Below are 25,503 nucleotides of genomic sequence, written 5' to 3'. Positions count from 1 at the left end.
GGCTTCGTCGACTTCCGTTGGGGCGGGTGGGGCAACGGGTTTGGCGACTCCCGTGGAGTCGGATGACAGCCGGGGCTCGTCGGCTCCCGTCGAGTCGAGCGGAGCGCCAGGTTCGCCGACCCGCGTCCAACCCGACAGATCACCAGTCTCGCCGGCCCCCGCCGCGTCCGATGAAGGACCGGCCGATCCTCCCCCCGCCCCGCCCTGGGCGTTGCTGGCCGAGCTCACCCATGCCTGTCCGTTGCGCTGCGGGTATTGTTCCAACCCGGTCCGACTGATCGGTCGGTCAGCTGAGTTGACGGCCGGGCAGTGGGCGGAGGTGTTCCGGCAGGCCGGTGAGCTGGGCGTTGTGCAGACCCATCTGTCCGGCGGTGAGCCGCTGCTCAGACGGGATCTGCCCGAGCTGGTCGCCGCCGCCGACACCGCAGGCCTCTACACGCAGCTCGTCACCAGCGGGGTCGGGCTGAGCGAGCGGCGGCTGGCCGGGCTGGTCGGCGCCGGGCTGCGCAGTGTGCAGCTGTCCGTGCAGCACACGGAGCCCACGGCCGCCGAACGCATCGCCGGCGCCCGCTCGTTCGCGGCCAAGGAACGCGCCGCCCGGCTGATCCGGGCAGCGGGCCTGCCCCTCGGGCTGAACGTCGTCCTGCACCGGGGCAACCTGGACGCCGTCGAGGACCTGATCGCGCTCGGCGTGGCCTGGGGCGCGGACCGGATCGAGCTGGCCAACACCCAGTACCACGGCTGGGCGGCCCGCAACCGCGCCGCCCTGTTCCCTCTGCCCGGTCAGGTCGAGCGGGCCCGGGAGGCGGTCCTGCGTTGGCGCCGACGTCTGGACGAACCGGAGTTGGTCTGGGTCGCCCCCGATCTGCCGGGCGGCACGGCGAAGCCCTGCATGGGCGGCTGGGGCCGGATCTCGCTCACCGTGACCCCCGACGGCACGGTCCTGCCCTGCCCGGCCGCGGCCACCCTGCCGGGACTGGACCCACCGAACGTCCGGGAGCGTGAACTCGCCTGGATCTGGCGGGAGTCAAGGGCCTTCAACGCCTACCGGGGCGAGTCCTGGATGCGCGAGCCCTGCCGCGGCTGCGTCCTGCGCACCACCGACTTCGGTGGCTGCCGCTGCCAGGCGTACGCGCTCACCGGAGACGCCCGCAACACCGACCCGGCCTGCCGCCACGCACCAGGTCACCGTGTCGTACCCCTCCGGCGGACCACCACCACAGCCGCCGCCTACCGAGAAGGAGGACGATGAAACGCCTACGAGCCGCCCTCGCGGCCGTCGCGCTCACCACCGCCACGGCGGCCACCCTTCCCGCCGCCGTACCCCCGCCCGCCGCCGCGGCCGCCGCGGCCACCACGGCCCCCGCGACCAGGCCGGCCGCCGCACCCGACTGGTCCACCGCGGTCGTCGACTCCACCATGGCCCGCTACACCCCGAGCACCATCGGCGGCTGGTCCTACCCGGTCGGCCTCTACCTCTACGGCCAGTACCTCACCTACAAACGCACCCACGACCCCCGCTACCTCACCTACCTCAAGAGCTATGTCGACCGGTTCGTGAAGAGCGACGGCTCGATCGACCAGTCCTTCAACAGCCTGGACAGCATGCAGGCGGGCCGGCTCCTTGTGATCCTGCACCACGAGACCGGCCAGGACCGGTACCGCAAGGCCGCCAAGAAGATCCGCGACCGCCTGAACAGCTACCCGCGCACGAGCGACGGCGGCTTCTGGCACGCGGACAACTCCAGTCGCGCGCACCAACTGTGGGCGGACGGCGTCTACATGGTGAACCCGTTCCTCGTCGAGTACGGCAAGGAGTTCGGGGACAGCGCCTACACCGACGAGGAGGCGGCGAAGCAGCTCGCCGTCTACGGCAGCCACCTCCAGGTCGCGAACGGGCTGCTCAAGCACGCCTACGACGAGTCCAGGAGCGCGAGTTGGGCGGATCCGGGGACCGGGCTCGCGCCCGAGCACTGGTGCCGTGCCGTCGGCTGGTACGCGATGGCGATCGTCAACGTGCTGGACGCGGTCCCGGCGAACCAGTCCCGCCGCCCCCAACTCCTCGGCATTTTCCGGAAGCTGGCGGCGGGCCTGGAGAAGTACCAGGACCCGGCGACCGGACGCTGGTTCCAGGTGATCGACAAGGGCGGGCGTAGCGACAACTGGACCGAGACGTCCTGCTCCAGCATGTTCACCTACGCCCTCTCCCGCGGGGCCCAGCAGCACTACCTCGACCCGCACTACGCGGACGTCGCCCGCCGCGGCTACCAGGGCGTGCTCGCCGAACTGTCGGTCGGCCCGGACGGCCGCACCGACCTCGCCGGCATCTCCATCGGCACGAACGTCGGTGACTACGCGTACTACGTCGCCCGCACCCGGGCCGTGAACGACTTCCACGGCCTCGGGGCGTTCCTGATCATGAACGAGCAACTGCGAGGTGATTCAGTGTCATGAGCACAACATCCAGAAGGACGGTTCTCGGAGCCGCGCTCGCCGGTGCCGCCGGTGCCGCCGTCGGGCTGCCCGCGACCACCGCACACGCCGCGTCCTGGCAGCTCAAGTGGTCGCCGTCGGCGAGCGGCGAAGGCCTCGGCGCCTTCGAGACGGTCGAGGACGACCGTGCCGACTCCCACCCCGCCGGGCATCCGCACATCTACGCCACGGGCGACAACTGGCGCTTCACCATGCACACGGTCGACCGCGACACCTCGGCCGACCGCCAGCGCCAGGAGGTCACCGGCCTGCGCAACGGCAGCGGCAGCGACTACCTCAGGTGGACCCAGGGCCAGACCTGGCGGGTCACGTACTCGATGTACATCCCGAGCTCGCTGAAGGCGACCACCACCTTCACACACATCATGCAGATGAAGCAGCCCGGCAACGGCACCTCGCCGATCGTGGTGCAGTCCCTGCGGCGGGTGAACGGCAAGCAGACCATAGAGCTGCGGCTGGCCATCGACGACATCCTCGTCGGCCGCACCGACCTGGACCCGCTGCACGACACCTGGACGGACGTCGACCTCCAGATCAAGGTCGGCAACGGTTCGGCGGGTTCGGTCCGCTGGATCCTCAAGACCGGCGGCTCGACCGTCATCGACGCCTCGAAGACCGGCGTGGACACCTTCCTCGCCGACCGGGTCCGCCCGAAGTGGGGCATCTACCGCTCCCTCGGCGACACCTCGGGCTCACTGCAGGACACCTACCTCCTGCTCACCAAACTCCGTGGCTACCAGCTGGTGTGAGGAACCGTCACCATGAAATCCCCCACTGTCGCGCGGCACAGGGCTGCCGCGATCGTTCTCTTCGTCCTCGCCGTCGTCCTCGGGCTCTCCCATCCCGCGGCCCTGGCGTCCCCGCACACCGCGCCCAGCGCCGCCGCCGTCTACGACGTCCGTGACTACGGCGCCAAGGGCGACGGCTCCACCAACGACACCCCGGCCATCGACAAGGCCGTCAACGCGGCGAGTTCGGCGGGCGGCGGCACCGTCCGCTTCACCGCCGGCACCTACAAGTCCAAGAACACCATCCACATGAAGAGCCATGTGACGCTCCAGCTGGACAAGGGCGCCACCCTCCAGGGCTCCAGCGCCGACACCTACGACAAGGCCGAGTCCAACCCGAACGACGACTACCAGGACTACGGTCACAGCCACTTCCACGACGCGATGATCTACGGCGACAAGCTCACCGACATCGGCTTCGTCGGCCAGGGCGTCATCGACGGCGCCGGCAACCTGGTCACCGGCAACCCGAAGTCCGGCGAGGCCGACAAGATCCTCTCGCTGACCCGATGCGACGGGCTGCGGATCGGCGACGGCCTCACGCTGCGCCGGGGCGGCCACTTCGCGGCCCTCGTCAACGGCTGCAAGAACGTGACCTCCGACCACCTGACCATCGACACCGCGAGCGACCGCGACGGCTGGAACATCATCTCCACCACGGACGTCACGGTCACCAACGCCGACATCAGGGCCAACGACGACGCCCTCGTCTTCAAGAGCGACTACGCCCTCGGCGCGAAGCTCCCCAACGGCCATGTGCGGGTGAGCGATTCCTCCCTGTCGGCCAAGTGCTGCAACGCCCTGATGTTCGGCTCGGAGACCTGCGGCGACTTCTCCGACTACCAGTTCGAGAACATCCGAATCGACGGTGCCGACAAGTCCGGCCTCGGCATGGTCTCCATGGACGGCGCGAAGATCTCCGACGTCCACTACAAGGACATCACCATGACCGGGGTGCACTCCCCGATCATGGAGAAGATCGGCACCCGCAAACGCTGCGGCAACAGCCCCGGCATCGGCTCGATCAGCGATGTGACGTACGAGAACATCACCGCCACCGGCAACACCCCCTCCTTCAGCCCGACCCTGTGGGGCGAGAGCGGCCACCGCATCCACGGGATCACCTTCACCGACGTCAACATCACCGTGCCCGGCGGCAACGGCACCATGTCGACCGGCGTACCGAGCAACGACCCGAACGACTACAACCCCAAGGCCATCGGCACCCGGCCGGCCTACGGCTGGTATCTGCACAACGCCGACGACGTCCGGTTCACCGACAGCTCCGTGAGGTTCGCGGCGAACGACGGACGCCCCGCGGTCATCGCCAACGCGGCGAGCGGCATCCACTTCACCCGGTTCACCGCGCAGAAGGGCGGCAACTCCCCGTACGACGTCGGCCTCCAGGACGTCACAGCTGCCTGTGTGACGGACAGCCACAACACCTCCGGCGGCGCCCTACGCGTCTCGGGCGGCCAGGACTGCGGTACGGCCGTGAAGCCGCTCGATCTGGAGAACCCCCGCCAGGACTTCCTCCGCGACTCCGTCGGCGGCCTCTTCCTGCACTGGGGTCTGCGCACCGCCCCCGCCCACACCAGCTGCACCGCCTGGGAGAACGACGTCACGAGCGGCGGCTGGACCCCCGACTACTGGGTGAAGGAGGCCCAGAAGCTGCACACCCAGTACCTGGTCCTCGCCACCTTCCACAGCCGCCTCGGCTACGCCCGCCCCTGGCCCTCCGGGATCCCCGGCTCCTGCTCCACCAAACGGGACTTCCTCGGCGAGCTGATCACCGCCGCCAAGGCCAAGGGCATGAAGGTCATCCTCTATATGACCGACGACCCTCAGTGGCACGACGACGGCGGCCACGAGTGGCTCGACTCGGCCGCCTACTCCGCCTACAAGGGCAAGGACGTCGACCTCACCACCCGTGACGGCTTCGGCCAGTTCAGCTACGACAACTTCTTCGAGGTCATGGACCGTTATCCCGACCTCGGCGGCTTCTGGATCGACAACGACAACGCGTACTGGGAGAGCCACAACCTCTACGCGCAGATCCAGCAGAAGCGCCCCGCCTACACGCTCAGCAACAACAACGAAGACACGCCGATCATGGACATGATCAGCAACGAGCAGAAGACGGGCATGACCCCCGCCTACGACTACCCGCAGGCGGTCTACACGGCCCAACCCCGCCTGACGGAGGCCGACTTCAAGCTCCCCTCGACCGGTGCCTGGTGGTACGACGGCTCGGACCCGACCGTCGACCGGAAACTCGCCATCGGCCGCCTGGTCACCAACGCGGGCTCCTCGGTGAAGGCCCTGATGGCCGAGACCGCCCAGGTCAACGGCAGGTTCCCGGCCAACCAGGCCGCCTTCAACACCTTCGCCGACTCCTATCTCGACCCCGTCTGGGAGTCCCTGCACGGCACCGAGGGCGGCGGCTATATGTACGGCGGCCTCAAGCCCGGCTTCTGGAACGACGGGGCGCACGGCGTCACCACCATCGCCAAGACCGACCCGAACCGTCAGTACGTCCATGTCCTGACCCCGCCGACGACCAGCACCCTGCGGATCCGCGACAACGGTTACCGCATCGCCTCCGTCACCAACCTCCGTACGGGCAAGGCCGTTTCCTGGTCCCAGTCGGGCGGCGTGCTCACCCTCACCGGGCTCGGCTCCTGGGACCCGTACGACACCGTCTTCAAGGTCACCACGGCCGGCCGCCAGGGCATCCTCTCCGGAGTCAAGGTCACCGCGAGCGCGTCGGCGAGCGGCCATGCCGGCTCCGCCGCCGGTGACGGCGACTACCTCACCTACTGGGACAGCGACAAGACGCTGCCCGTGAACCTGACCTTCGACCTCGGCTCGGCGAAGAAGGTCCAGTACATCGGCCTCAACCAGCGCGAGGACTCGGTCGCCTACGCCCGCTCCGACACCGAGCAGTCGGCGCGTATCAAGGCGTACAAGGTGTTCCTCAGCAACGACGGCACGAACTGGGGGAGCGCCGTCAGGTCCGGGGAGCTGCCCAGCCGGCGCGGTGTCCAGGGCATCGACCTGACCGCGGCCACCGCCCGCTATGTCCGCCTGGAGGTGGACTCCACCTGGGCCGCCTCCACCGACACCACACGCTACAAGCGGCTGCGCGTCGACGAGGCCTGGATCGGCACGGCCTACGCGACGCCCGCGAACGGAGGACGCCCGTGATCCGGATCAGAGCACTGACGGCGGCGGTCGCCGCACTGCTGGTCGCCGCGACGGTACCGATCGTGGGCACCGCCCACCCGGCCGCCGCCTCCGACAACGGCCAGGCGATCCGGCCCGCCATGGGCTGGAGCAGCTGGAGCTATGTGCGCCGCGGGCCGACCGAGGCAAAGATCAAGGCCCAGGCCGACGCGCTGGTCGCGAGCGGGCTGAAGGACCACGGCTTCGTCCACGTCAACCTTGACGACTTCTGGCAGAAGTGCGACTCGAACGGCTTCACCGTCGACTCCTACGGCCGCTGGGCCGTCGACACCGCCAAGTTTCCCGGCGGCATCAAGGCGCTCGCCGACTACGTCCACTCCAAGGGCCTGAAGTTCGGCTTCTACGTCACCCCCGGCATCGCCAAGAACGCCGTCACCAAGAACACCCCGATCGAGGGCACGTCGTACCACGCGAAGGACATCGCGGACACCTCGAAGACCGAGAAGAACTACAACTGCAAGAACATGTACTACATCGACTACTCCAAGCCGGGCGCGCAGGAGTTCGTGAACTCCTGGGCGAACCAGTTCGCCTCCTGGGGGGTCGACTACCTGAAGATCGACGGGGTGGGCAGCCAGGACATCCCGGATGTGAAGGCCTGGTCCCAGGCCCTGCGTGCCACCGGGCGGCCCATCACCTTCGGGCTCTCCAACAACCTCCCGATCGCCGACGCCCCGACCTGGCGGCAGCTCGCGAACAGCTGGCGCACCCAGGGCGATGTCGAGTGCTACTGCGGTCCCGGCGACAACGGCAGCGGCTATCCGCTCACCGACTGGTCGCATGTCTCAGCCCGCTTCAACACGGCCGCGAGCTGGCAGCAGTACGCGAGACCCGGCGGCTGGAACGACCTGGACTCCCTGGAGGTCGGCAACGGCGACCAGGTGGGCCTCACCGCCGACCAGCGGCGCTCCCACTTCACGCTGTGGGCGATGGCCGCGGCCCCCCTCCTCCTCGGCACCGACCTCACCCATCTCGACACCGTCGACAAGGCCATGCTCACCAACGACCGGCTCATAGGCGTCGACCAGGACGGGGTCGCCGCGAAGCGGATCGTGAACAGCGGGGTCAAGCAGGTGTGGAGCAAGAAGGAGAGCGACGGCCAGTACGTCGTCGCCCTCTTCAACACCGGCACCTCCGGCAGCTCCACGGTCTCGGTGGACTGGTCCGAGGTCGGCTTCTCCGGGGCCGGGGACGTCACCGACCTGTGGTCCGGCTCCCACAAGGGCGTGATCGCCGGCTCCTACAGCGCCACCCTGCGTCCGGGCGAGACCCGCCTGATCCGCGTAAAGCCCGCCAACTCCCCCAAGTCGACGGCGGCTTCACCGGGCTTCGCCGTCGCCCCCTACGAATACCTCGGCTGGGGCAGCCCCCAGAACCCCACCTCGGTGATGTCGGCGACCGGCGTCAAGTGGTTCACCCTCGCCTTCGTCCTCTCCGACGGCACCTGCAACCCCAAGTGGGACGGCTCCCGCCCGCTCACCGGCGGCGACGACCAGGCGAAGATCAACGCGATCCGGGCGGCAGGCGGCGACGTCGTCGTCTCGGTCGGCGGCTGGAGCGGCGCCAAGCTCGGCGAGAAGTGCTCCAGCGCCTCGGCGCTCGCCGGCGCCTACCAAAAGGTCATCAGCGCGTACAAGTTGAAGGCCCTCGACATCGACATCGAGAACACCGAGTGGTCCAACGCGACCGTACGGCAGCGGGTGGTGGACGCGCTGAAGACGGTGAAGGCCGACAACCCCGGCCTCAAGACCGTCATCACCTTCGGCACCACCACCAGCGGCCCCGACTCCACCGGCGTCGACATTATCAAGCGGGCCGCCGACTCCGGCCTGGCGAACGACGTCTGGTGCATCATGCCGTTCGACTTCGGCGGCGGAGCCACCACCATGGGCACGCTCACCACCCAGGCCATGGAAGGCCTCAAGGCCCGGGTCAAGGCCGCCTACGGCTACAGCGACACCACCGCCTACGCCCACATCGGTCTGTCCTCGATGAACGGCACCACCGACGACTCCGGCGAACGGGTCCGCGTCGCCGACTTCAAGACCATGCTCGGCTACGCCCGGCAGCACCACATCGGCCGCCTCACCTACTGGTCCGTCAACCGCGACCGGGCCTGCGGATCCGGCACCGACGGCGATGCCTGCAGCGGTGTGTCGCAGCAGCCGTACGACTACCTCAAGGTCTTCGCCCAGTACACGGGCTGAGAGGGAGCAACCGCCATGAACCTCAGGAGAGTTCTGCCCTACGGGCTGGCCGCGGCGCTCGCGCTGCCGCTGGCCGGGCTGAGCCAGGGCACCGCCCTCGCGGCCACCGACTACCAGGCCGAGAACGCGACGATCTCCCAGGGCACCGTCGCCACCGACCACACCGGCTACACGGGCACCGGCTTCGTCGACTACACCAACGTCAAGGGCTCGTACGTGGAGTTCACGGTGAGCGCGACCGCAGCGGGCACTTCGGCGCTCACCCTCCGCTTCGCCAACGGCACCGCCGTCGACCGGCCGATGGACATCTCCGTGGGCGGCAGGGCCGTCGCCTCGGGCGTGTCCTTCCCGGCCACCGCCGACTGGAACACCTGGGCGACGAAGACGGTCGACATCCCGGTCACGGCCGGCTCCAACAAGATCCGCGCGACCGCCACCACGGCCAACGGCGGGCCCAACCTGGACCGGGTCAGCCTCGACACGGCCGCCGACACCCAGGCCCCCACCCGTCCCGGCCAGCCGTCCTGCTCCGACATCGGCGAGGACGGCCTCACCCTCGGCTGGGGCGCGGCCACCGACAACGTGGGCGTGACGGCGTACGACCTCTACGAGCACGGCAACAAGATCGGTGAGGCGCCCGGAAGTTCGACCTCGAAGACCCTCACCGGGCTCGCCCCGAACACCACCTACGACCTCACCGTCATCGCCCGCGACGCGGCCGGGAACACCTCGCCGGCCAGTCCGGTCGTCGACTGCACCACCAAGCCGAGCTCCGACACCACCCCGCCGACCAGGCCCGGCACACTTTCCGCGGCCGACATCACATCGAACGCCGTCCACCTCACCTGGGGCGCCTCCACGGACGACCGGGCCGTCACCGCGTACGACATCCGCAGCGGGCCGACGGTCTACAAGACGGTCACCACCGGTACGACCACCACCCTCACCGGCCTCGCCTGCGACAGCCCCTACACCCTGGACGTCGTCGCCCGGGACGCGGCCGGCAATGTCTCCGAGCCGAGCAACAGCGTCACCTTCACCACCAAGGCCTGCGCCACCGACGGCGGGGTGCCCTCCTCCATCGGCACGCTCTCCACGGGCTGGACGATCCCCTGGGGCACCTACTGGATGCCCGACGGCAAGACCGCCCTGGTCACCGAACGAGACGACTTCCGGGTCTGGAAGGTGACCAAGGACGGGACCAAGACCCAGGTCGGGACCGTGCCGAACGCCGTCACCACCAACGGCGAGGGCGGCCTGCTCGGGGTCGCCGTCGACCCCAAGTGGGAGACCGACCACTACGTGTACTTCATGCACACCGCCTCCGAGGGCAACCGGGTCGTGCGCATGACCTACGACGGCAGCAAGCTCAGCGACTACAAGGTGCTGCTCCAGGGCATCAAGAAGAACCGCTACCACAACGGCGGACGGCTCCTCTTCGGCCCCGACGGCTATCTCTACGTGTCCACCGGCGAGGCCCAGACGCCGGATCTCGCCCAGGACAAGAACTCGCTGAACGGCAAGATCCTGCGGATGACGACGGACGGCAAGCCGGCCCCGGGCAACCCCTTCGGGAACTACGTCTACAGCCTCGGCCACCGCAACCCGCAGGGCCTCGCCTTCGACCGCAACGGACGGCTGTGGGAGGCCGAGTTCGGCAACAGTTCCAAGGACGAGCTGAACCTCATCAAGCCGGGCGCCAACTACGGCTGGCCGACCTGCGAGGGTACCTGCTCGGTCTCGGGAATGACCAACCCCAAGGCCACCTGGAACGTCTCGGAGGCGTCGCCGAGCGGTATCGCCATCGTCCGCAACGTCGTCTACATGGCGTCCCTGCGCGGCGAACGGCTGTGGCGCATCCCGATCAACGGCAACGGCGAGAGCGTCGGCACACCCACCGCGTACTACGTGGGCACGTACGGGCGCCTGCGGACCGTCACCAAGGTTCCCGGCGCCGACCAGCTGTGGCTGTCCACCACCAACTGCGACAACAACGGCAACGAGCCCGACGGATCCGACAAGGTTTTCCGGATCGACATCAAGTGAGGGGACGTCAGGCCCGGTAAAGGGCCTCGACCTCGTTGGCGTAGGCGTTCTCGATCGCCTTGCGCTTCAGCTTCAACGACGGGGTCAGCAGACCGTGTTCCTCGGTGAACGGCTGGGCGAGGATACGGAACGTACGGATCGACTCGGCCTGTGAGACCAGGGTGTTGGCGGCCACCACCGCGCGCCGTACCTCGGTCTCCAGGTCGGCGTCGCGCACCAGCTCGGCCGCGGACATCGGGGGCTTGCCGCGCATCTGCAGCCAGTGCTCGACGGACTCGGTGTCGAGGGTGACCAGGGCGGCGATGTAGGGACGGTCGTTGCCGACGACGATGCACTGGTTGACCAGCGGATGGTCGCGGACCCGTTCCTCCAGGACACCGGGGGAGACGCTCTTGCCGCCGGAGGTGACCAGGATCTCCTTCTTGCGGCCGGTGATGGTGAGATAGCCGTCCTCGTCGAGGGAGCCGAGGTCGCCGGTGGCCAGCCAGCCGTCGTGCAGGGTCGAGTCGGTGGCCTTCTGGTTGTTGAGATAGCCCTGGAAGACGTTGCCGCCGTGCAGCCAGATCTCGCCGTCGTCCGCGATGTGCACGGTGGTGCCCGGGATGGCCTGGCCGACCGTGCCGTAGCGGGTCTGCTCGGGCGGGTTGGCGGTGGCGGCCGCCGTCGACTCGGTCAGGCCGTAGCCCTCGTAGATGTGTACACCCGCGCCGGCGAAGAACAGACCGAGTCTGCGGTCCATGGCCGAGCCGCCGGACATGGCGTTGCGGATCCGGCCGCCCATCGCCGCCCGGACCTTGGAGTAGACGAGCTTGTCGAAGAGCTGGTGCTGCACGCGCAGCGACGCCGACGGGCCGGGTCCGGTGCCCCACGCCTTCGCCTCGACGGCGTCCGCGTACTTCACCGCGACCTCGACCGCCTTCTCGAACGGGCCGCCCTTGCCCTCCTTCTCCGCCTTGCGCCGGGCCGCGTTGAACACCTTCTCGAAGATGTACGGCACGGCCAGGATGAACGTCGGCCGGAACGCGGCCAGATCGGGCAGCAGCGCGGCCGCGTGCAGCTGGGGCTGGTGGCCGAAGCGGACACCGTGCCGGATCGCGGCCACCTCGACCATGCGGCCGAAGACATGCGCGAGCGGCAGGAAGAGCAGGGTGGAGACCTCCTCGCCCTTCTTCGCGCGGAACACCGACTCCCAGCGGGCGACGACCGTGTCCGCCTCGTACATGAAGTTGCCGTGCGAGAGCACACAGCCCTTCGGGCGGCCGGTGGTGCCCGAGGTGTAGATGATCGTGGCGACGGAGTCCGGGGTGACCGCCTGCCGGTGCCGGTGCACGACCTCGTCGTCCAGGTGGGCGCCCGCGTCGTACAGCTCCTGCACCGCGCCCGAGTCCAGCTGCCACAGCTGGCGCAGCCGCGGCAGCCGGTCGATGACGGTGGCGATCGTCATCGCGTGGTCCTCGTGCTCCACGATCGCGGCCGTGCACTCGGCGTCGTACAGCATCCAGAAGCACTGCTCGGCCGACGACGTGGGGTAGACCGGCACCACCTGGGCGCCGATCGTCCACAGGGCGAAGTCGAACAGGGTCCACTCGTAGCGGGTGCGGGACATGATCGCGACCCGGTCGCCGAACCGGATGCCGCGCGCCAGCAGGCCCTTGGCGAGGGCCAGGACCTCGTCGCGGAACTCGGCCGCGGTCACCTCACCCCACTGGCCGAGGTCGTCCTTGCGGCCCAGGGCGATGTGCAGCGGGTCCGTCAGGGCATGCTCGAACACGCAGTCGGCCAGGCCGCCGACCGGCGGTGCCGACGCCAACGGCGGGTTGGTGAACTCGCGCAAACCCCGCTCCCGCTTCTCGCTCCCCAGTCACGCTCCGCACAGCGCCGTGAAAGCTACCCCACCGGAAGACCGTTCGGGAGGGGGTGCTAAAACGAGCATTGCTCACGTATGGTCGCCGCCGCACCCGGAGAATACGCTCACATGGGGAAGGGCCGGACAGAATCCTTACGGTTCAGTAGGTTTCGGCTCCGTAATCTCCACCGAATCTGTACGACCCGGTTACGGCCCCGGACCGGTTACCCGCCGGTCAGGCGCGGCGCAGAGCTGCGCCCTTGGATGACTGCGCCGCGGGCGCCGATTTCGTCACCGGGCGGTCCACGCGCGGGGTTCGCACCAGCACCAGGACCAGCGCGCCCGCCAGCACCGAGGCACCGCCCATCACCAGCAGCGCGCCGTTCAGGCCCGAGGCGAAGGCCGTGCGCAGGGTGTGCTCGGCGAAGGTGCCGCGCAGTGCCCCGGCGCCGCCGCCCGCCAGCGTGTGCGCCGCGTCGTGCGGCAGTGTGCCGGTCATCCGGGAGGTCACCACGGTCCCGGAGACGGCGACCCCGAGCGCGTACCCCAGCTGCCGGACCGTGTTCACCGCACCGCCCGCCATCCCGGCCCGCTCGGGCGGAACCGCCGCCAGCGCGGCGCCCGCGACCGTCGGCGACACGAACCCGGTGCCGACACCCACCAGCACGAACCCCGGTATCAGCGCGGTCCACGAGGAGCCGGCGCCCAGCACCGCCTGACAGAGGTCGCCCGCGCCGATCAGCAGCAGCCCGCCGCCGACCGTCAGCCGGGCCGGCGCCCCGTGCAGCAGCCGCCCCACCAGCACCGCGACCACCATCGCCGCCAGCGTCATCGGCAGCAGCGTCAACCCGCCCCGCACCGGGGTCATCCCGAGCAGGGTCTGCATCCAGATCGACACATACGGCAGCGCCCCGAAAGCCACGCCGCTGAACGCGAACGCCCCGACCATCACACCGGTGAACGACCGCCCGCGCAGCAGTGACAGATCGAGGAGCGGATGTGCCGCCCGCCGTTCCACCAGTACGAACACCAGTAGTCCCAGGGCCGCCGCGGCGAACGCGCCGAGCGCCGCCGACGCCGTCCATCCGTCCTCCCCGGCCCGTACGACCCCATAGGTCACACCACCGGCGAACAGCGCGAACGCGACCGTACCCGCCCAGTCCACCCGCATACCGCGCGGCCCCCGCGACTCCGGTACGACCCGCAAGGTCAGCCATACCGCGACCACACTGACCGGCAGGTTCACCAGGAAGATCCACCGTCAGCCGGGCCCCGCCGTCAGCAGCCCGCCGACCACCGGCCCGACCGCCGCCGCCCCGCCGCTCACCGCGCCCCACACCCCGAGCGCCGCCGACCGCTGCCGCCCCTGGTAGACCGAGCCGAGCAGCGGCAGCGTCGTCGCGAACATCGCGGCCGCGCCCACCCCCTGCACGGCTCGCGCCGCCACCAGCGTCCCCGGTCCCGGTGCCAGCCCGCACAGCAGGCTCGCGGCGGCGAACAGCACGACACCGGCCACATGCACCCGGCGCCTGCCGAGGATGTCGGCCGCCGCTCCTGCCCCCAGCAGCAGCGCGGCCAGCGCCAGGGCGTAACCGTCCACCACCCACTGCAGATCGCTCAGCGACGCGTGCAGTGCCGTCGCCATGTCCGGCAGCGCCACCACCACGATCGTCACATCGAGCAACAACATGAACGTTCCCAGACACACCGCTGTCAGCGGCCCCCACCTGCGCATCTCTTCACTCCTCGGTAGAACGGCACTGTGTCACTCCGTACGATGGGGCCACTCCGGCCGGTCGGAGCGGTGCAGCGGGGATGATCGGCGGAATCCGATGGGAGAGGCTGTGCTGGCGCTGGAATCCGACACGTTCGACGACCTGGACCTTCGGTTGCTCAGTGCGCTGGAGGTCGACGGCCGGGCCCCCTTCAGCCGGATCGCGGCGGTGCTGGGCGTCTCCGACCAGACGATCGCCCGCCGCTACCGCCGGCTGTGCACCGAGGCCGGGCTCAGGGTGGTCGCGGTCCGGGACGCCGAACTGCTCGGCCAGGACCAGTGGATGCTCCGGCTGCGCTGCGCGCCCGACGGCGCCACCGTCATCGCCGAAGCCCTCGCCAGGCGCCCGGACACCGCCTGGATCGGGCTGGCCTCCGGCGGCACCGAGATCGCCTGCATGACCCGGCCGCGCCACCCCGGTGACCACGACGACCTGCTGCTCGGCAAACTGCCGCGCACACCCAGCGTGGTGGAGATCCGCGCCCAGCAGCTCCTGCACCGCTTCTACGGCGGTCCGGACGGGTGGATGCGGAAGTTCCGGGCGCTCACGGACGACCAGGTCGACGCGCTGCGCCCGCCGGTGACGGAGGCCGCCGGACCGGCGCGCCTCGACCCGGAGGACGCTTTGCTGCTCGCCGCGCTGGAACGGGACGGCCGGGCGACCTACCCGGAGCTGCAGCGGGCGACCGGGCGGTCCGAGTCGGCGGTGAAGCGCCGGCTGGCCGCGCTGATCGCCTCCGGGGCGGTGTACATCGACGTCGAGTACCGGTCCGAGGTCTTCGGGTACGGCACGGCCGCGGTGCTGTGGATCACCACCGCGCCGGCCGCGATGCACTCCGTCGGGGAGGCGCTGGCCGGGCACGACGAGGTGGCGTTCGCGGCGGCCACCGCAGGGCCCTCGCACATCGTCGTCACCGCGGTGGTGCGGAACACGGCCGGTCTCTACGCCTACCTGAGCGGGCCCCTCGGGCGGCTGGAGGGGGTCCAGCACGTGGAGGCCTCGCCGTTTCTGCGGAGGGTGAAGCAGCTGACGTACCAGCGCGCCTAGCGGGTGCGGTGCAGGCGCTCGCCGCCCCTGAGGATCGCTGCCGCGAGCGCGTCCGCCGCCGACTGTGCCGGTGAGCGCCGGTGGCCGTGCACGAGAACGAAGTCGATCCTGCCCAGCTCCGGGAGGCCCGCGCGATCCGGGACGCGGAACAGGCCCGGCGGGATCAGACCCTTCGAGTGGGCCATCACGCCCAGGCCCGCCCGGGCCGCCGCGACCAGACCATTGAGACTGCCGCTGGTGCAGACGATGCGCCACTCGCGGCCCTGGCGTTCCAGCGCCTCCAGGGCCAGGGCGCGGGTGATCCCCGGCGGGGGATAGACGATCAGCGGGACCGGGCGGTCGGGGTCCAGACGGAGCCGTTCCGCACCGATCCACACCAGGTCGTCGTGCCAGACCAGCTCGCCCAGCGGATCCTCCACGCGCCGCTTCGCCAGCACCAGGTCCAGCTTCCCGGCGGCCAGCTGCTCGTGCAGGGTGCCGGACAGCTCCACCGTCAGTTCCAGGTCGACCTCGGGGTGGTCGTAGCGGAAACCCTCCAGGATCTCCGGCAGCCGGGTGAGGACGAAGTCCTCCGACGCGCCGAAGCGGAGCCGGCCCCGCACCCGGGTCCCGGTGAAGAAGGCCGCCGCCTGCTCGTGCACCTCCAGGATCCGGCGGGCGAACCCGAGCATCGCCTCGCCGTCGTCGGTCAGTTCCACCGAGTGCGTGTCCCGGGAGAACAGCTGGCGGCCGGCCGCGTCCTCCAGACGCCGCACATGCTGGCTGACCGTCGACTGGCGCAGTCCCAGGCGGCGGGCGGCCTGGGTGAAGCTGAGTGTCTGGGCCACCGCAAGGAAGGTCCGCAGCTGCGAAGGGTCGTACACTCGAACATGTTATCGCGGAACGCGATGGCAGTCAGAGCGGTATACCGGATTCCCGATCACCTGTCGGAGGAGGACGATGGAGAGGGGCCTCCCGGCCGCCGGCGAGAGCCCGGCGCACGCGCCGGCCCGACACCATTGACCGACCGCTAGTGGAGCACCGTGAAACGCCTGAGCTGGCCCAGTTGGCTGCCGATCGACCCGTACGTCCTGCTGTTGCTCGGGACGGTGGGCATCGCCGCGCTCCTCCCGGCCCGGGACACCGCCGCCGACGTGGCCTCCGGCGCCTCCACGGCCGCGATCGCCTTTCTCTTCTTCCTCTACGGCGTCCGCCTTTCCACCCGCGAGGCCGTCGACGGACTGCGGCACTGGCGGCTCCACGTCACGGTCCTGGTCTGCACCTTCGTGATCTTCCCGGTGCTCGGCCTGGCCGCCCGCGGTCTGGTGCCCGTGCTCCTCACCCAGCCGCTCTACCAGGGCTTCCTCTTCCTCACTCTGGTGCCCTCGACCATCCAGTCGTCGATCGCCTTCACCTCGATCGCCCGGGGCAACGTGCCCGCCGCGATCTGCGCCGGTTCCTTCTCCTCGCTGATCGGCATCGTCCTCACCCCGCTGCTCGCCGCCGGCCTGCTCGGCAGCAGCAGCAGCGGCGGCGGCTTCTCCGCCGACTCGATCGTCAAGATCGTGCTCCAGCTGCTGGTGCCGTTCGTCGCCGGACAGCTGCTGCGCCCCTGGATCGGTGAGTTCGTCGCCCGGCACAGGAAGGTCCTCGGCCTGGTCGACCGCGGCTCGATCCTGCTGGTCGTCTACACCGCGTTCAGTGAGGGCATGGTCCGGGGCATCTGGCACCAGGTCAGCGCCGTCCGGCTGGCCGGACTGCTCGCCGTCGAGGCGGTGCTGCTCGCCGTGATGCTCGTCCTGACCTGGTACGGCGCCAAGGCACTCGGCTTCGGCCGCGGGGACCGCATCGCCATCCAGTTCGCCGGATCGAAGAAGTCCCTCGCCTCCGGACTGCCGATGGCCAGCGTCCTGTTCGGCGCCCACGCCTCGCTGGCCGTGCTGCCGCTGATGCTCTTCCACCAGATGCAGCTCATGGTGTGCGCGGTCATCGCCAAGCGCCGCGCCCACGACCCGGAGGCCCAGGAGGACGCCGTGCCCCCCGCCGCTCCTGCGGCGGAGTCACGGCCCGCCGTCGGCACCGGGACCCGCGGCCGCTGAGTCGTCGGCCAAGGGGGCGGCACGGCCTTTCCGAGGCCGGCCCCGGACTCGGGCACCCGTGTTGTCGGCTGCCGAACGCGACCAGTTCACGGGCCTGTTGATCCGGATTTCCGGTACGGACGGCTGATGACGGCTAACGTTCCGTCATGACCGCACCCCTGGCGCTCGATCCGGCGCACACCGCTCTCGTCCTCGTCGACCTGATGGACCGCATCGTCGCGCTGCCCCTGGAGCCCCGCAAGGGCACCGAAGTCCTGCACACCGCCGAGGAGCTGGCCCACTCCTTCCGCGCGGCCGGCGCACCCGTGGTGCTCCTCCGCGTCGAACGGCCCGCGCTCGCCGAGCAGCCGCCGGGCAGCGGACTGGTGGCCGGACTCCGCAGGGAAGGGGACGTGGAAATCGTCAAGCGCACCATCGGCGGCTTCCAGGGCACGGAACTCGACGCCCGGCTGCGCCGGCTCGGCGTCACCTGCCTGGTGTTCGGCGGCATCGCCACCAACCTCGGCGTCGAGTCCACCGCCCGCGCCGCCGCCGACCTCGGCTACGACCTGGTCTTCGTGGCGGACGCCATGGCCGCCTTCACGGCCGCCGAGCACGAGGCGTCCGTCCGGCTCGACTTCCCGCGCCTGGGCACGGTCGTGACCGCAGCCGACGTGCGCCTCACCCCCGCCTGACCGCTCAGACCAGCGTTCCGCCCCCGTCCACGACCACCACCGACCCGGTGCTGTACCCCCCGCGCATCAGGTACAGGTACGCCTCCGCGACATCCGCCGGCTCGCCCATCCGCCCCACCGGCAGCGACTCGGCGGACGACCGGTACAGCTCCTCCCGGACCGCCTCCGGCAGCGTCCGCCACAGCTCGGTCCGCACCACACCCGGCGAGACCACGTTGACCCGCACCGGCGCCAGCTCCACGGCCAGCGCCCGGGTCAGCGACTCCATCGCCCCGCACAGCGCGGACGCGACACTCGAACCGGGCATCGGCCGCTGCCCCGCCGTTCCCGTGGTCAGTACCACCGAACCGCCCGGGCGGATCGTCCCGACGCCGTACTTCACCGCCGTGTACGCGCCGAACAGACGGGTGTCCAGAAAGCGGCGGGCCGCTCCGATGCTCGTCTCGGCCACCGTCTCCAGCAGCAGCGAGTCACCCGCCGTGAACACCAGGTGGTCGTAGCCGCCGATCTCCGCGAAGAAGCCACGCACCGCGTCCTCGTCCGTGGCGTCCAGCACATGGCCCTCGGCGTCCTCGGGCAGCACCTTCAGTGCCGCGTCCACGCTCTCCTGCCGGCGCGAGGCGACGACCACCCGCGCGCCCTCCCGCGCCGCGCCCTCGGCGATCGCGAGCCCGATGCCCGACGTACCTCCGATGACGACGACACGCTGTCCCCGCAGACCCATGACCGACCCCTCTCCAAGCTGGTGTTCTGTCCCGTTCGGACGCTTCCAGCCTGCGACCCGGCGGCATCGTCCGTCCAAGACCTCTTTCGCCGGTGGCGATACCCTGAAGGCATCGCCAGCCGGGAAAGGGGCCGTGCTCATGGACCTGGATCTGCGCAAGGTCCGCTATTTCGTGGCGGTCGCCGAAGACCTCCACTTCGGCCGGGCGGCCGAGCGGCTGCACATCGCCCAGCCGGTGCTCAGCCGTCAGATCCGCGCGCTGGAGAAGGACCTGGGCGCCGAACTGTTCGTACGGGACAGCCACGGCGTGACCCTGACCGACGCCGGACACCAACTCCTTGACGACGCACGCCAGTTGCTGACGGTCGCCGACGGCGCCCGGCGCCGCGTCCTGCAGGCCGCACGCGGTCGGCGGCGGCTCGTCGTCGGCTTCCGCGCCGGTGTCGTCGTCACCCAGGCCCTGCGCGCCTTCACCGCGGCCCACCCGGACGTCGAGACCAAGGCGTGCCGGGTCGAGTGGGACGACCAGGAGCAACGGATCCTCGACGGCACCGTCGACATCGCCTACGTACGGCAGCCGGTCCGGCCGGACGGACTGGAACTGCGCCCCCTGTACAGCGAGCCCCGCGTGGCCATGCTCCCGGACCGGCACCGGCTGGCCGGGAAGCAGGAGATCTCACTCTCCGACCTCAAGGGCGAGCAGTGGGTGCGCTACAACGACCCCCGCCCGGGCGACCTGCCGCTGCGCACCATCGAGGAGAAGTTCGAGTGCGTGGCCGCCGGCACCGCCATCACGATGGTGCCCCGGTCGGTCGCCGAGCAGTACTCCCGCCCGGACATCGCCTACGTCCCGGTCACCGACGCCGATCCCGACCGGGTGCTGCTGGCCTGGGCGGCCGGCCGCCGCTCCCCGCTGATCGCCGCGTTCGCCGAGGCCGCGGCGGGCGTCGCGGTGCCCGACTGAGGCGGGGCCCCTGCGGCGCAGGGGGCGCTCCCCGCCGGTCGGGGCCCCGCCGCCGTGCCGCGGGGAGCCGGTCAGCCCTGGGCGGTCGCGGCCCGCAGGGCGATGCGGTCCTCGCCCGCGTACACGTTCATGTTGCTGCCCCGCAGGAAGCCGACCAGGGTCAGCCCGGTCTCCGCCGCCAGGTCCACCGCCAGCGAGGACGGCGCGGAGACGGCCGCCAGCAGCGGAATGCCCGCCATCACCGCCTTCTGCGCCAGCTCGAAGGAGGCCCGGCCGGAGACCAGCAGGATCGCGCGGGACAGTGGCAGGGAGCCGTTCTGCAGGGCCCGCCCGACCAGTTTGTCGACCGCGTTGTGCCGGCCGACGTCCTCCCGGATGTCCAGCAGCTCCCCTTCCTCGGTGAACAGGGCCGCCGCGTGCAGCCCCCCGGTCCGGTCGAACACCTGCTGGGACGCGCGGAGCCGGTCGGGGAGGCTCGCGAGCAGCTCGGGTTCCACCCGGACCGGGGGAGTGTCGGCGATCGGCCAGCGAGCCGTCGTACGTACCGCGTCGAGGCTCGCCTTGCCGCACAACCCGCAGGACGAGGAGGTGTAGACGTTCCGCTCCAGGGTGAAGTCGGGGAGCCGGACGCCCGGCGTGGTCCGCACGTCCACCACGTTGTAGGTGTTGGAACCTCCCCCACTCTCGGCTCCGCTCGAGCGGGAGGTGCCCCCACCCGTCGCGCCCGCGCAGTAGACGATGTTCTGCAGATCGTCGGCGGTCGCCAGGACACCTTCGCTCACCAGGAACCCGGCCGCCAGCGCGAAGTCGTCGCCGGGCGTGCGCATCGTGATCGCCAGGGGTTTCCCGTTGAGTCTGATCTCCAGCGGTTCCTCGGCGACGAGCGTGTCCGGCCGGGCGGAGACCGCTCCGTCGCGGATGCGGATGACCTTGCGTCGTTCCGTGACTCGTCCCATGTTCTGATCAGCCCCGGTTCTGTACGTGCTGGTAGCCGAAACGGCCCTTGATGCAGAGGTTGCCGTGGGTCACCGGGTTGTCGTGCGGCGAGGTGACCTTGACTATCTCATTGTCCTGCACATGGAGCGTGAGGTTGCAGCCCACACCGCAGTACGCGCACACGGTGGTCGTCTCCGACTGCCGCGACTCGTCCCAGGTACCCGCCGCCCGCATGTCGAACTCCGACCTGAACGACAGCGCCCCGGTGGGACACACCTCCACACAGTTCCCGCAGTAGACACAGGCCGAGTCGGTCAGCGGGGCGTCGTGCTCCACGGCGATCCGGGCGTCGAAGCCCCGCCCGGAGACGGAGATCGCGAAACTGTTCTGCCACTGGTCGCCGCAGGCGTCCACGCACTTGTAGCAGAGGATGCACTTGTCGTAGTCGCGCACATACAGATCGTTGTCGACCTTGGGCTCCTCGTTGAGCCGGGCCGCGTCGGGGCCGAAGCGGCCGGGTTTCGCCTCGTACTCCTTGAGCCACTCGGCGACGCGCGGGGTCGTCGACAGGTCCACCGAGGAGGCCAGCAGCTCCAGGACGATCCTGCGGCTGTGCCGGACGCGCTCGGTGCCGGTGCTCACGACCATCCCCGGCTCGGCCTTGCGGGAGCAGGCCGGCACCAGGGTCCGGGCACCCTCCACCTCGACCACGCACACCCGGCAGGCGTTCTTCGGGCGCAGGGTGTCGCCCTCGCACAGCGTCGGGACGTCCGTCCCGGCCGCCCGGCAGGCGTCCAGGACGGTCGAGCCCTCCGGGACCCGCGCCTGCCGGCCGTCGAGGGTGAACTCCAGCAGCCGGCGCGGGATGCCCAGCGGTGTGACGGTCATTCGTATGCCCCCAGACGGTCGATGGCGGATTCCACGGCGTTCCAGGCGGTCTGGCCGAGACCGCAGATCGAGGCGTCCCGCATCGCCCGGCCGACCTCGCGCAGCAGCGCGATGTCATCGGCCGCGCCGGCGCCGGTGCGCGCGACGATCCGGTGCAGCGCCTCCTCCTGCCGGACCGTCCCCACCCGGCACGGGACACACTGCCCGCAGGACTCGTCCCGGAAGAACTCGGCGATGCGGAGCAGGAGCCGGGGCAGCGGCACGGTGTCGTCGAAGGCCATGACCACGCCCGAGCCGAGCGTGGTGCCCGCCTCCCTGGTGCCCTCGAAGGTGAGCGGGATGCCGAGTTCGTCCGGCCGTACGAAGCCGCCCGCGGCCCCGCCGAGCAGTACAGCCCGCAAGCCGTCCCGGACTCCGGCGAGGTGGAGGAGCTCGCCGAGCGTGGCACCGAAGGGGAGCTCGTAGATGCCGGGGCGGGCCACGCTCCCCGACACGCAGAACAGCTTGGGGCCTGTGGACTTGGCGGTCCCGATCGCCGCGTACGCCTGGGCGCCCATGGTCAGGACCGGCAGGACGTTGACCAGCGTCTCCACGTTGTTCTCGACCGTCGGTTTGCCGAACAGTCCCTTCTCCACCGGGAACGGCGGCTTCGAGCGCGGCTCGCCCCGGTATCCCTCGATGGAGTTGAACAGGGCCGTCTCCTCACCGCAGACGTACGCTCCCGCACCGCGCCGGATCTCGATGTCGAAGGCGAAGCCCTGGCCGAGGATGTCCTCGCCGAGCAGACCACGGGAGCGGGCCTGGTCGACCGCATGCTGCATACGGAGTGTCGCCCGCGGATACTCGCCGCGGATGTAGAGGAAGCCCCGGTGCGCGCCGGTCGCGTACGCCGCGATCGTCATCGCCTCCACCAGCGCGTACGGGTCGCCCTCCATGAGCACGCGGTCCTTGAAGGTGCCCGGCTCGGATTCGTCGGCGTTGCAGACGAGGTAGTGCGGATGGTCCGGCTGGGACGCCGTGGCCTGCCATTTCCGGCCGGTGGGGAAGGCGGCGCCACCGCGCCCGACCAGACCCGAGTCGGTGACCTCGCGGATGACCCCGGCGGGCCCGAGGCCGAAGGCCTGACGCAGGGCGGTGTAGCCGCCGTGGGAGCGGTAGTCGTCGAGGGAGTACGGATCGACCACGCCGACCCGCTTGAGGAGGACGAGGCCCTCCCGACCGGCCTGGGGTACGGCCGTCGCGGCCGCCGGCTCCTCGGGTACCGAGTCGGGCGCGGTGGCCGCGAGGACGGCACCGGCCACGGTCGCCGGCGCCGCCACCGCCGTACGCACCGGGTCCCCGGCCCGGATCGCGAGGGCGGCTGGAGCGCGCTCGCACAGGCCCAGGCAGGGGCTGTGTTCGAGGTGCACTCCGGATCCGAGACCCTCTTCCACGCCGGCGCGGAGTTCCGGAGCCCCGGCCGCTGCGCACGCCGGGTCCGTGCAGACGTGCAGGACGGTAGCCGGACGGGGCTTGACGGAGAACATCGCGTAGAAGGTGGCCACGCCGTAGGCCTCGGCCGGCGGGACCGTCAGGCGTCGGCACAGGTAGTCGAGGGCGCCCTCGCTGATCCAGCCGACGCGGTCGTTGATCGCGTGCAGCCCCGGCAACAGCAGATCGCGGCGGTCCCGGGCCTCGCGGCCCCCGCGTGCCCACCTCAGGTCGGCGTCGGAACGGTCGGCGCCCTCCCAGGAGGACTCCGGAGGGCCCAACAGGGCGTCGACGGCCGCCCGTTCCTCGTCCGTCGGTTTGCTGTCGCCGAAGTGCAGGTCCACTTGCGTCACCTCACGATGGTCGCGACCGGGAGCTTCTCGATACGGATCGCCGACGCCTTGAACTCCGCCGTCCCCGCGATCGGGCAGTTGGCCTCGATCGTCAGCTGGTTGGTGTCCACCTCGTCGGGAAAGTGCATGGTCATGAAGGCGAGACCGGGACGCAGTGCCGTGTCGACCCAGACCGGGGCCACCACCGAGCCCCGCCGCGAGGACACCCGGACCTCCTCGCCGACCGTGACCCCGTACCGCTCGGCGTCCTCCGGGCACAGCTCGATGTACTCGCCGCGCCGCAGCGGGGAGGCGTAACCGCCGCTCTGCACCCCGGTGTTGTAGGAGTCGAGCCGCCGCCCGGTGGTGAGCCGCACGGGGTACTCCTCGTCGGTGAGGTCGACCGGCGGATCGTGCTGGACCAGCCCGAAGGGGGCCGGCATCCCGCGCCGCGCCGGATCCTTCTCCCACAACCTGCCGTGCAGATAGGCCGGTTCGAGGCGCTCGGTGCTGGGGCACGGCCACTGGATGCCGTGGTGCTCGACGAGCCGGTCGTACGTCATCCCGTAGTGGTCCGGGGAGACCGACCTGAGCTCGTTCCAGACGGCCTCCGCGTCGGCGTACTTCCAGTCGTGGCCGAGCCGGGTGGCGAGGGCGCAGATGATGTCGATGTCCTGACGGGCCTCGCCGGGCGGGGTCACGGCCCTGCGCACCCGCTGAACCCGCCGTTCGCTGTTGGTGGTGGTGCCCTCGGTCTCCGCCCAGCCCGCGGTAGCGGGCAGTACGACGTCCGCCAACTCGGCCGTCCTCGTGAGGAAGATGTCCTGGACGACCAGGAAGTCGAGGGCCCTCAGCCGGCGCATCGCCTGTTCGCTGTCGGCCTCCGACTGGGCCGGGTTCTCGCCGATGCAGTAGACCGCCTTGAGCGTGCCCTCCTCCATCGCCTCGAACATCTCGGTGAGGTTCAGCCCGTAGTGCGGCTGGATGACCGTGTCCCAGGCCGACTCGAACTTCAGCCGGGTGTCCGGGTCGAGGATGTCCTGGAAGCCGGGCAGGCGGTTGGGGATGGCGCCCATGTCACCGCCCTGCACGTTGTTCTGACCGCGCAGCGGCTGCAACCCGGCCCCGTAGCGGCCGACCTGGCCGGTGAGCAGGGAGAGGTTGATCAGGGCGCGGACGTTGTCGGTGCCGTTGTGGTGCTCGGTGATGCCGAGGGTCCAGCAGAGCTGGGCGCCCTCGGCGCGGGCGTAGGCGTGCGCCAACTCCCGTATCGCGGGGGCCGGTACGCCCGTCACCTTCGCCGCCAGCGACAGCGTCCACGGCTCGACGAGCGCCCTGTACTCCTCGAAGCCGCTCGTCGCCCGCTCGATGAACGCCTGGTTGGCCAGCCCCGCGTGGATGATCTCCCGGCCGATCGCGTGCGCCATCGGGATGTCCGTGCCCACGTTCAGCCCGAGCCAGCCCTCCGCCCACTCGGCGGTCGAGGTGCGCCGCGGGTCGACGGCGTACATCCGGGCGCCGTTCCTGATCCCCTTCAGCACGTGCTGGAAGAAGATCGGGTGCGCGAAGCGGGCGTTGGAGCCCCACATCACGATGACGTCGGTGTGCTCGATCTCCTCGTACGACGACGTGCCGCCGCCGGAGCCGAAGGCGGCCGAAAGACCGGCGACGCTCGGCGCGTGACAGGTGCGGTTGCAGGAGTCGACGTTGTTGGTGCCCATCACCACCCGGGCGAACTTCTGGGCCACGTAGTTCATCTCGTTGGTGGCGCGGGCGCAGGAGAACATCCCGAACGCCCCGCGGTTGCGGTCCAGGCCACGGGCCGCGCGGTCCAGGGCCTCCGCCCAGGTCGCCCGCCGGAACGGCTCGTCACGGGAGTCCCGCACCAGGGGATGGGTGAGCCGGGTGTAGGTCTTCGGTTCACGCTTTCGCGTGCTCTTCGTGCTCATCGTGCTCTTCGTGCTCTTCGTGGTCTTCATGCTCTCCGTG

At 70.4% G+C, this 25,503-nt stretch carries 17 protein-coding genes and 1 pseudogene; 10 read left to right on the top strand and 8 right to left on the bottom strand.

The genetic code is table 11. From position 1 onward, the window contains the following. Window positions 1-52 precede the first annotated feature (52 nt). From pqqE to ABTY98_RS34895, 6 genes are read left to right on the top strand one after another with little or no spacing between them, the layout of a single operon-like run. Window positions 53-1,252, top strand: coding sequence for a pyrroloquinoline quinone biosynthesis protein PqqE (gene pqqE, locus ABTY98_RS34920; protein ID WP_502994427.1), 1,200 nt, complete (start codon window positions 53-55; stop codon window positions 1,250-1,252). Beyond that, window positions 1,249-2,454: a glycoside hydrolase family 88/105 protein gene (locus tag ABTY98_RS34915; RefSeq protein ID WP_352225115.1), complete on the top strand. Its 1,206-nt coding sequence runs from the start codon at window positions 1,249-1,251 to the stop codon at window positions 2,452-2,454. Before pqqE ends, ABTY98_RS34915 begins: the two co-directional genes overlap by 4 nt. Further along, window positions 2,451-3,242: a heparin lyase I family protein gene (locus ABTY98_RS34910; RefSeq protein WP_352225114.1), complete on the top strand. Its 792-nt coding sequence runs from the start codon at window positions 2,451-2,453 to the stop codon at window positions 3,240-3,242. Before ABTY98_RS34915 ends, ABTY98_RS34910 begins: the two co-directional genes overlap by 4 nt. A 12-nt stretch (window positions 3,243-3,254) precedes the next feature. Then, the gene (locus ABTY98_RS34905) at window positions 3,255-6,488 is read left to right on the top strand and encodes a glycosyl hydrolase family 28 protein (RefSeq protein ID WP_352225113.1); all 3,234 of its coding nucleotides are present in this window, start codon (window positions 3,255-3,257) and stop codon (window positions 6,486-6,488) included. After that, entirely contained in the window at window positions 6,485-8,734 is a 2,250-nt protein-coding gene (locus ABTY98_RS34900) for an alpha-galactosidase (RefSeq protein WP_352225112.1), read from the top strand. The genes ABTY98_RS34905 and ABTY98_RS34900 overlap by 4 nt, the downstream gene beginning before the upstream one ends. A 15-nt stretch (window positions 8,735-8,749) precedes the next feature. Next, window positions 8,750-10,780 carry a PQQ-dependent sugar dehydrogenase gene (locus ABTY98_RS34895; protein ID WP_352225111.1) on the top strand — a complete coding sequence of 677 codons (2,031 nt, stop codon included), beginning with the start codon at window positions 8,750-8,752 and terminating at the stop codon, window positions 10,778-10,780. A gap of 7 nt (window positions 10,781-10,787) precedes the next feature. On the opposite strand, the gene ABTY98_RS34890 is transcribed toward ABTY98_RS34895, so the two are convergent. Continuing rightward, window positions 10,788-12,614 carry an AMP-dependent synthetase/ligase gene (locus tag ABTY98_RS34890; RefSeq protein WP_352225110.1) on the bottom strand — a complete coding sequence of 609 codons (1,827 nt, stop codon included), beginning with the start codon at window positions 12,612-12,614 and terminating at the stop codon, window positions 10,788-10,790. A 247-nt stretch (window positions 12,615-12,861) separates the two neighbouring features. Next, window positions 12,862-14,361, bottom strand: a pseudogene (locus tag ABTY98_RS34885) (MFS transporter). A gap of 97 nt (window positions 14,362-14,458) precedes the next feature. Here ABTY98_RS34885 and ABTY98_RS34880 point away from each other — a divergent pair. Further along, complete coding sequence (locus ABTY98_RS34880; protein ID WP_352225109.1) at window positions 14,459-15,448, top strand: Lrp/AsnC family transcriptional regulator; 990 nt, start codon at window positions 14,459-14,461, stop codon at window positions 15,446-15,448. Here ABTY98_RS34880 and ABTY98_RS34875 read toward each other — a convergent pair. Beyond that, window positions 15,445-16,311 carry a LysR substrate-binding domain-containing protein gene (locus tag ABTY98_RS34875; protein ID WP_352225108.1) on the bottom strand — a complete coding sequence of 289 codons (867 nt, stop codon included), beginning with the start codon at window positions 16,309-16,311 and terminating at the stop codon, window positions 15,445-15,447. The two genes, ABTY98_RS34880 and ABTY98_RS34875, sit on opposite strands and share 4 nt — an antisense overlap. 159 nt (window positions 16,312-16,470) lie before the next feature. Between ABTY98_RS34875 and ABTY98_RS34870 the strand changes: the two genes are divergently transcribed. Together ABTY98_RS34870 and ABTY98_RS34865 are read left to right on the top strand one after the other, a co-directional pair. Further along, window positions 16,471-17,526 carry a bile acid:sodium symporter family protein gene (locus ABTY98_RS34870; RefSeq protein WP_352225107.1) on the top strand — a complete coding sequence of 352 codons (1,056 nt, stop codon included), beginning with the start codon at window positions 16,471-16,473 and terminating at the stop codon, window positions 17,524-17,526. A 146-nt stretch (window positions 17,527-17,672) separates the two neighbouring features. Next, window positions 17,673-18,200 (top strand): isochorismatase family protein, encoded by a 528-nt coding sequence (locus ABTY98_RS34865; protein WP_352225106.1) that lies wholly within the window; start codon window positions 17,673-17,675, stop codon window positions 18,198-18,200. A 4-nt stretch (window positions 18,201-18,204) separates the two neighbouring features. On the opposite strand, the gene ABTY98_RS34860 is transcribed toward ABTY98_RS34865, so the two are convergent. Beyond that, window positions 18,205-18,924, bottom strand: a complete 720-nt coding sequence (locus ABTY98_RS34860; RefSeq protein WP_352225105.1) for an SDR family oxidoreductase — start codon at window positions 18,922-18,924, stop codon at window positions 18,205-18,207. 139 nt (window positions 18,925-19,063) lie between these two features. Between ABTY98_RS34860 and ABTY98_RS34855 the strand changes: the two genes are divergently transcribed. Continuing rightward, window positions 19,064-19,888 carry a LysR family transcriptional regulator gene (locus ABTY98_RS34855; RefSeq protein ID WP_352225104.1) on the top strand — a complete coding sequence of 275 codons (825 nt, stop codon included), beginning with the start codon at window positions 19,064-19,066 and terminating at the stop codon, window positions 19,886-19,888. 71 nt (window positions 19,889-19,959) lie between these two features. Here the strand turns inward: ABTY98_RS34855 and fdhD are convergent, their stop codons facing one another. The 4 genes from fdhD to ABTY98_RS34835 are packed head-to-tail and all read right to left on the bottom strand — an operon-like array spanning window position 19,960 to window position 25,463. After that, window positions 19,960-20,844 (bottom strand): formate dehydrogenase accessory sulfurtransferase FdhD, encoded by an 885-nt coding sequence (gene fdhD, locus ABTY98_RS34850; protein ID WP_352225103.1) that lies wholly within the window; start codon window positions 20,842-20,844, stop codon window positions 19,960-19,962. A gap of 7 nt (window positions 20,845-20,851) precedes the next feature. Further along, complete coding sequence (locus ABTY98_RS34845; protein ID WP_352225102.1) at window positions 20,852-21,712, bottom strand: 2Fe-2S iron-sulfur cluster-binding protein; 861 nt, start codon at window positions 21,710-21,712, stop codon at window positions 20,852-20,854. Continuing rightward, a complete protein-coding gene (locus ABTY98_RS34840; RefSeq protein ID WP_352225126.1) occupies window positions 21,709-23,526 on the bottom strand; it encodes an NADH-ubiquinone oxidoreductase-F iron-sulfur binding region domain-containing protein in 1,818 nt (605 codons plus the stop codon). Before ABTY98_RS34840 ends, ABTY98_RS34845 begins: the two co-directional genes overlap by 4 nt. 5 nt (window positions 23,527-23,531) lie before the next feature. Continuing rightward, entirely contained in the window at window positions 23,532-25,463 is a 1,932-nt protein-coding gene (locus ABTY98_RS34835) for a molybdopterin oxidoreductase family protein (RefSeq protein WP_352225125.1), read from the bottom strand. Between the last annotated feature and the right edge of the window lie 40 nt (window positions 25,464-25,503).

Origin of the sequence: Streptomyces sp. NPDC096040 (assembly GCF_040303265.1) — a bacterium.
GTDB lineage: Bacteria > Actinomycetota > Actinomycetes > Streptomycetales > Streptomycetaceae > Streptomyces.
The sequence above is the reverse complement of the archived record's forward strand: the minus strand, read 5'-3'. Positions and strand labels throughout refer to the sequence as shown.

What these genes read in the sequence shown, in the direction of transcription:
- fdhD (WP_352225103.1), bottom strand. Translation starts at nt 20,844, where the DNA reads ATGGGACGAGTCACGGAACGACGCAAGGTCATCCGCATCCGCGACGGA.
- ABTY98_RS34895 (WP_352225111.1), top strand. Translation starts at nt 8,750, where the DNA reads ATGAACCTCAGGAGAGTTCTGCCCTACGGGCTGGCCGCGGCGCTCGCG.
- ABTY98_RS34880 (WP_352225109.1), top strand. Translation starts at nt 14,459, where the DNA reads ATGGGAGAGGCTGTGCTGGCGCTGGAATCCGACACGTTCGACGACCTG.
- ABTY98_RS34915 (WP_352225115.1), top strand. Translation starts at nt 1,249, where the DNA reads ATGAAACGCCTACGAGCCGCCCTCGCGGCCGTCGCGCTCACCACCGCC.
- ABTY98_RS34860 (WP_352225105.1), bottom strand. Translation starts at nt 18,924, where the DNA reads ATGGGTCTGCGGGGACAGCGTGTCGTCGTCATCGGAGGTACGTCGGGC.
- ABTY98_RS34905 (WP_352225113.1), top strand. Translation starts at nt 3,255, where the DNA reads ATGAAATCCCCCACTGTCGCGCGGCACAGGGCTGCCGCGATCGTTCTC.
- ABTY98_RS34910 (WP_352225114.1), top strand. Translation starts at nt 2,451, where the DNA reads ATGAGCACAACATCCAGAAGGACGGTTCTCGGAGCCGCGCTCGCCGGT.
- ABTY98_RS34855 (WP_352225104.1), top strand. Translation starts at nt 19,064, where the DNA reads ATGGACCTGGATCTGCGCAAGGTCCGCTATTTCGTGGCGGTCGCCGAA.
- ABTY98_RS34845 (WP_352225102.1), bottom strand. Translation starts at nt 21,712, where the DNA reads ATGACCGTCACACCGCTGGGCATCCCGCGCCGGCTGCTGGAGTTCACC.
- ABTY98_RS34865 (WP_352225106.1), top strand. Translation starts at nt 17,673, where the DNA reads ATGACCGCACCCCTGGCGCTCGATCCGGCGCACACCGCTCTCGTCCTC.
- ABTY98_RS34835 (WP_352225125.1), bottom strand. Translation starts at nt 25,463, where the DNA reads ATGAGCACGAAGAGCACGCGAAAGCGTGAACCGAAGACCTACACCCGG.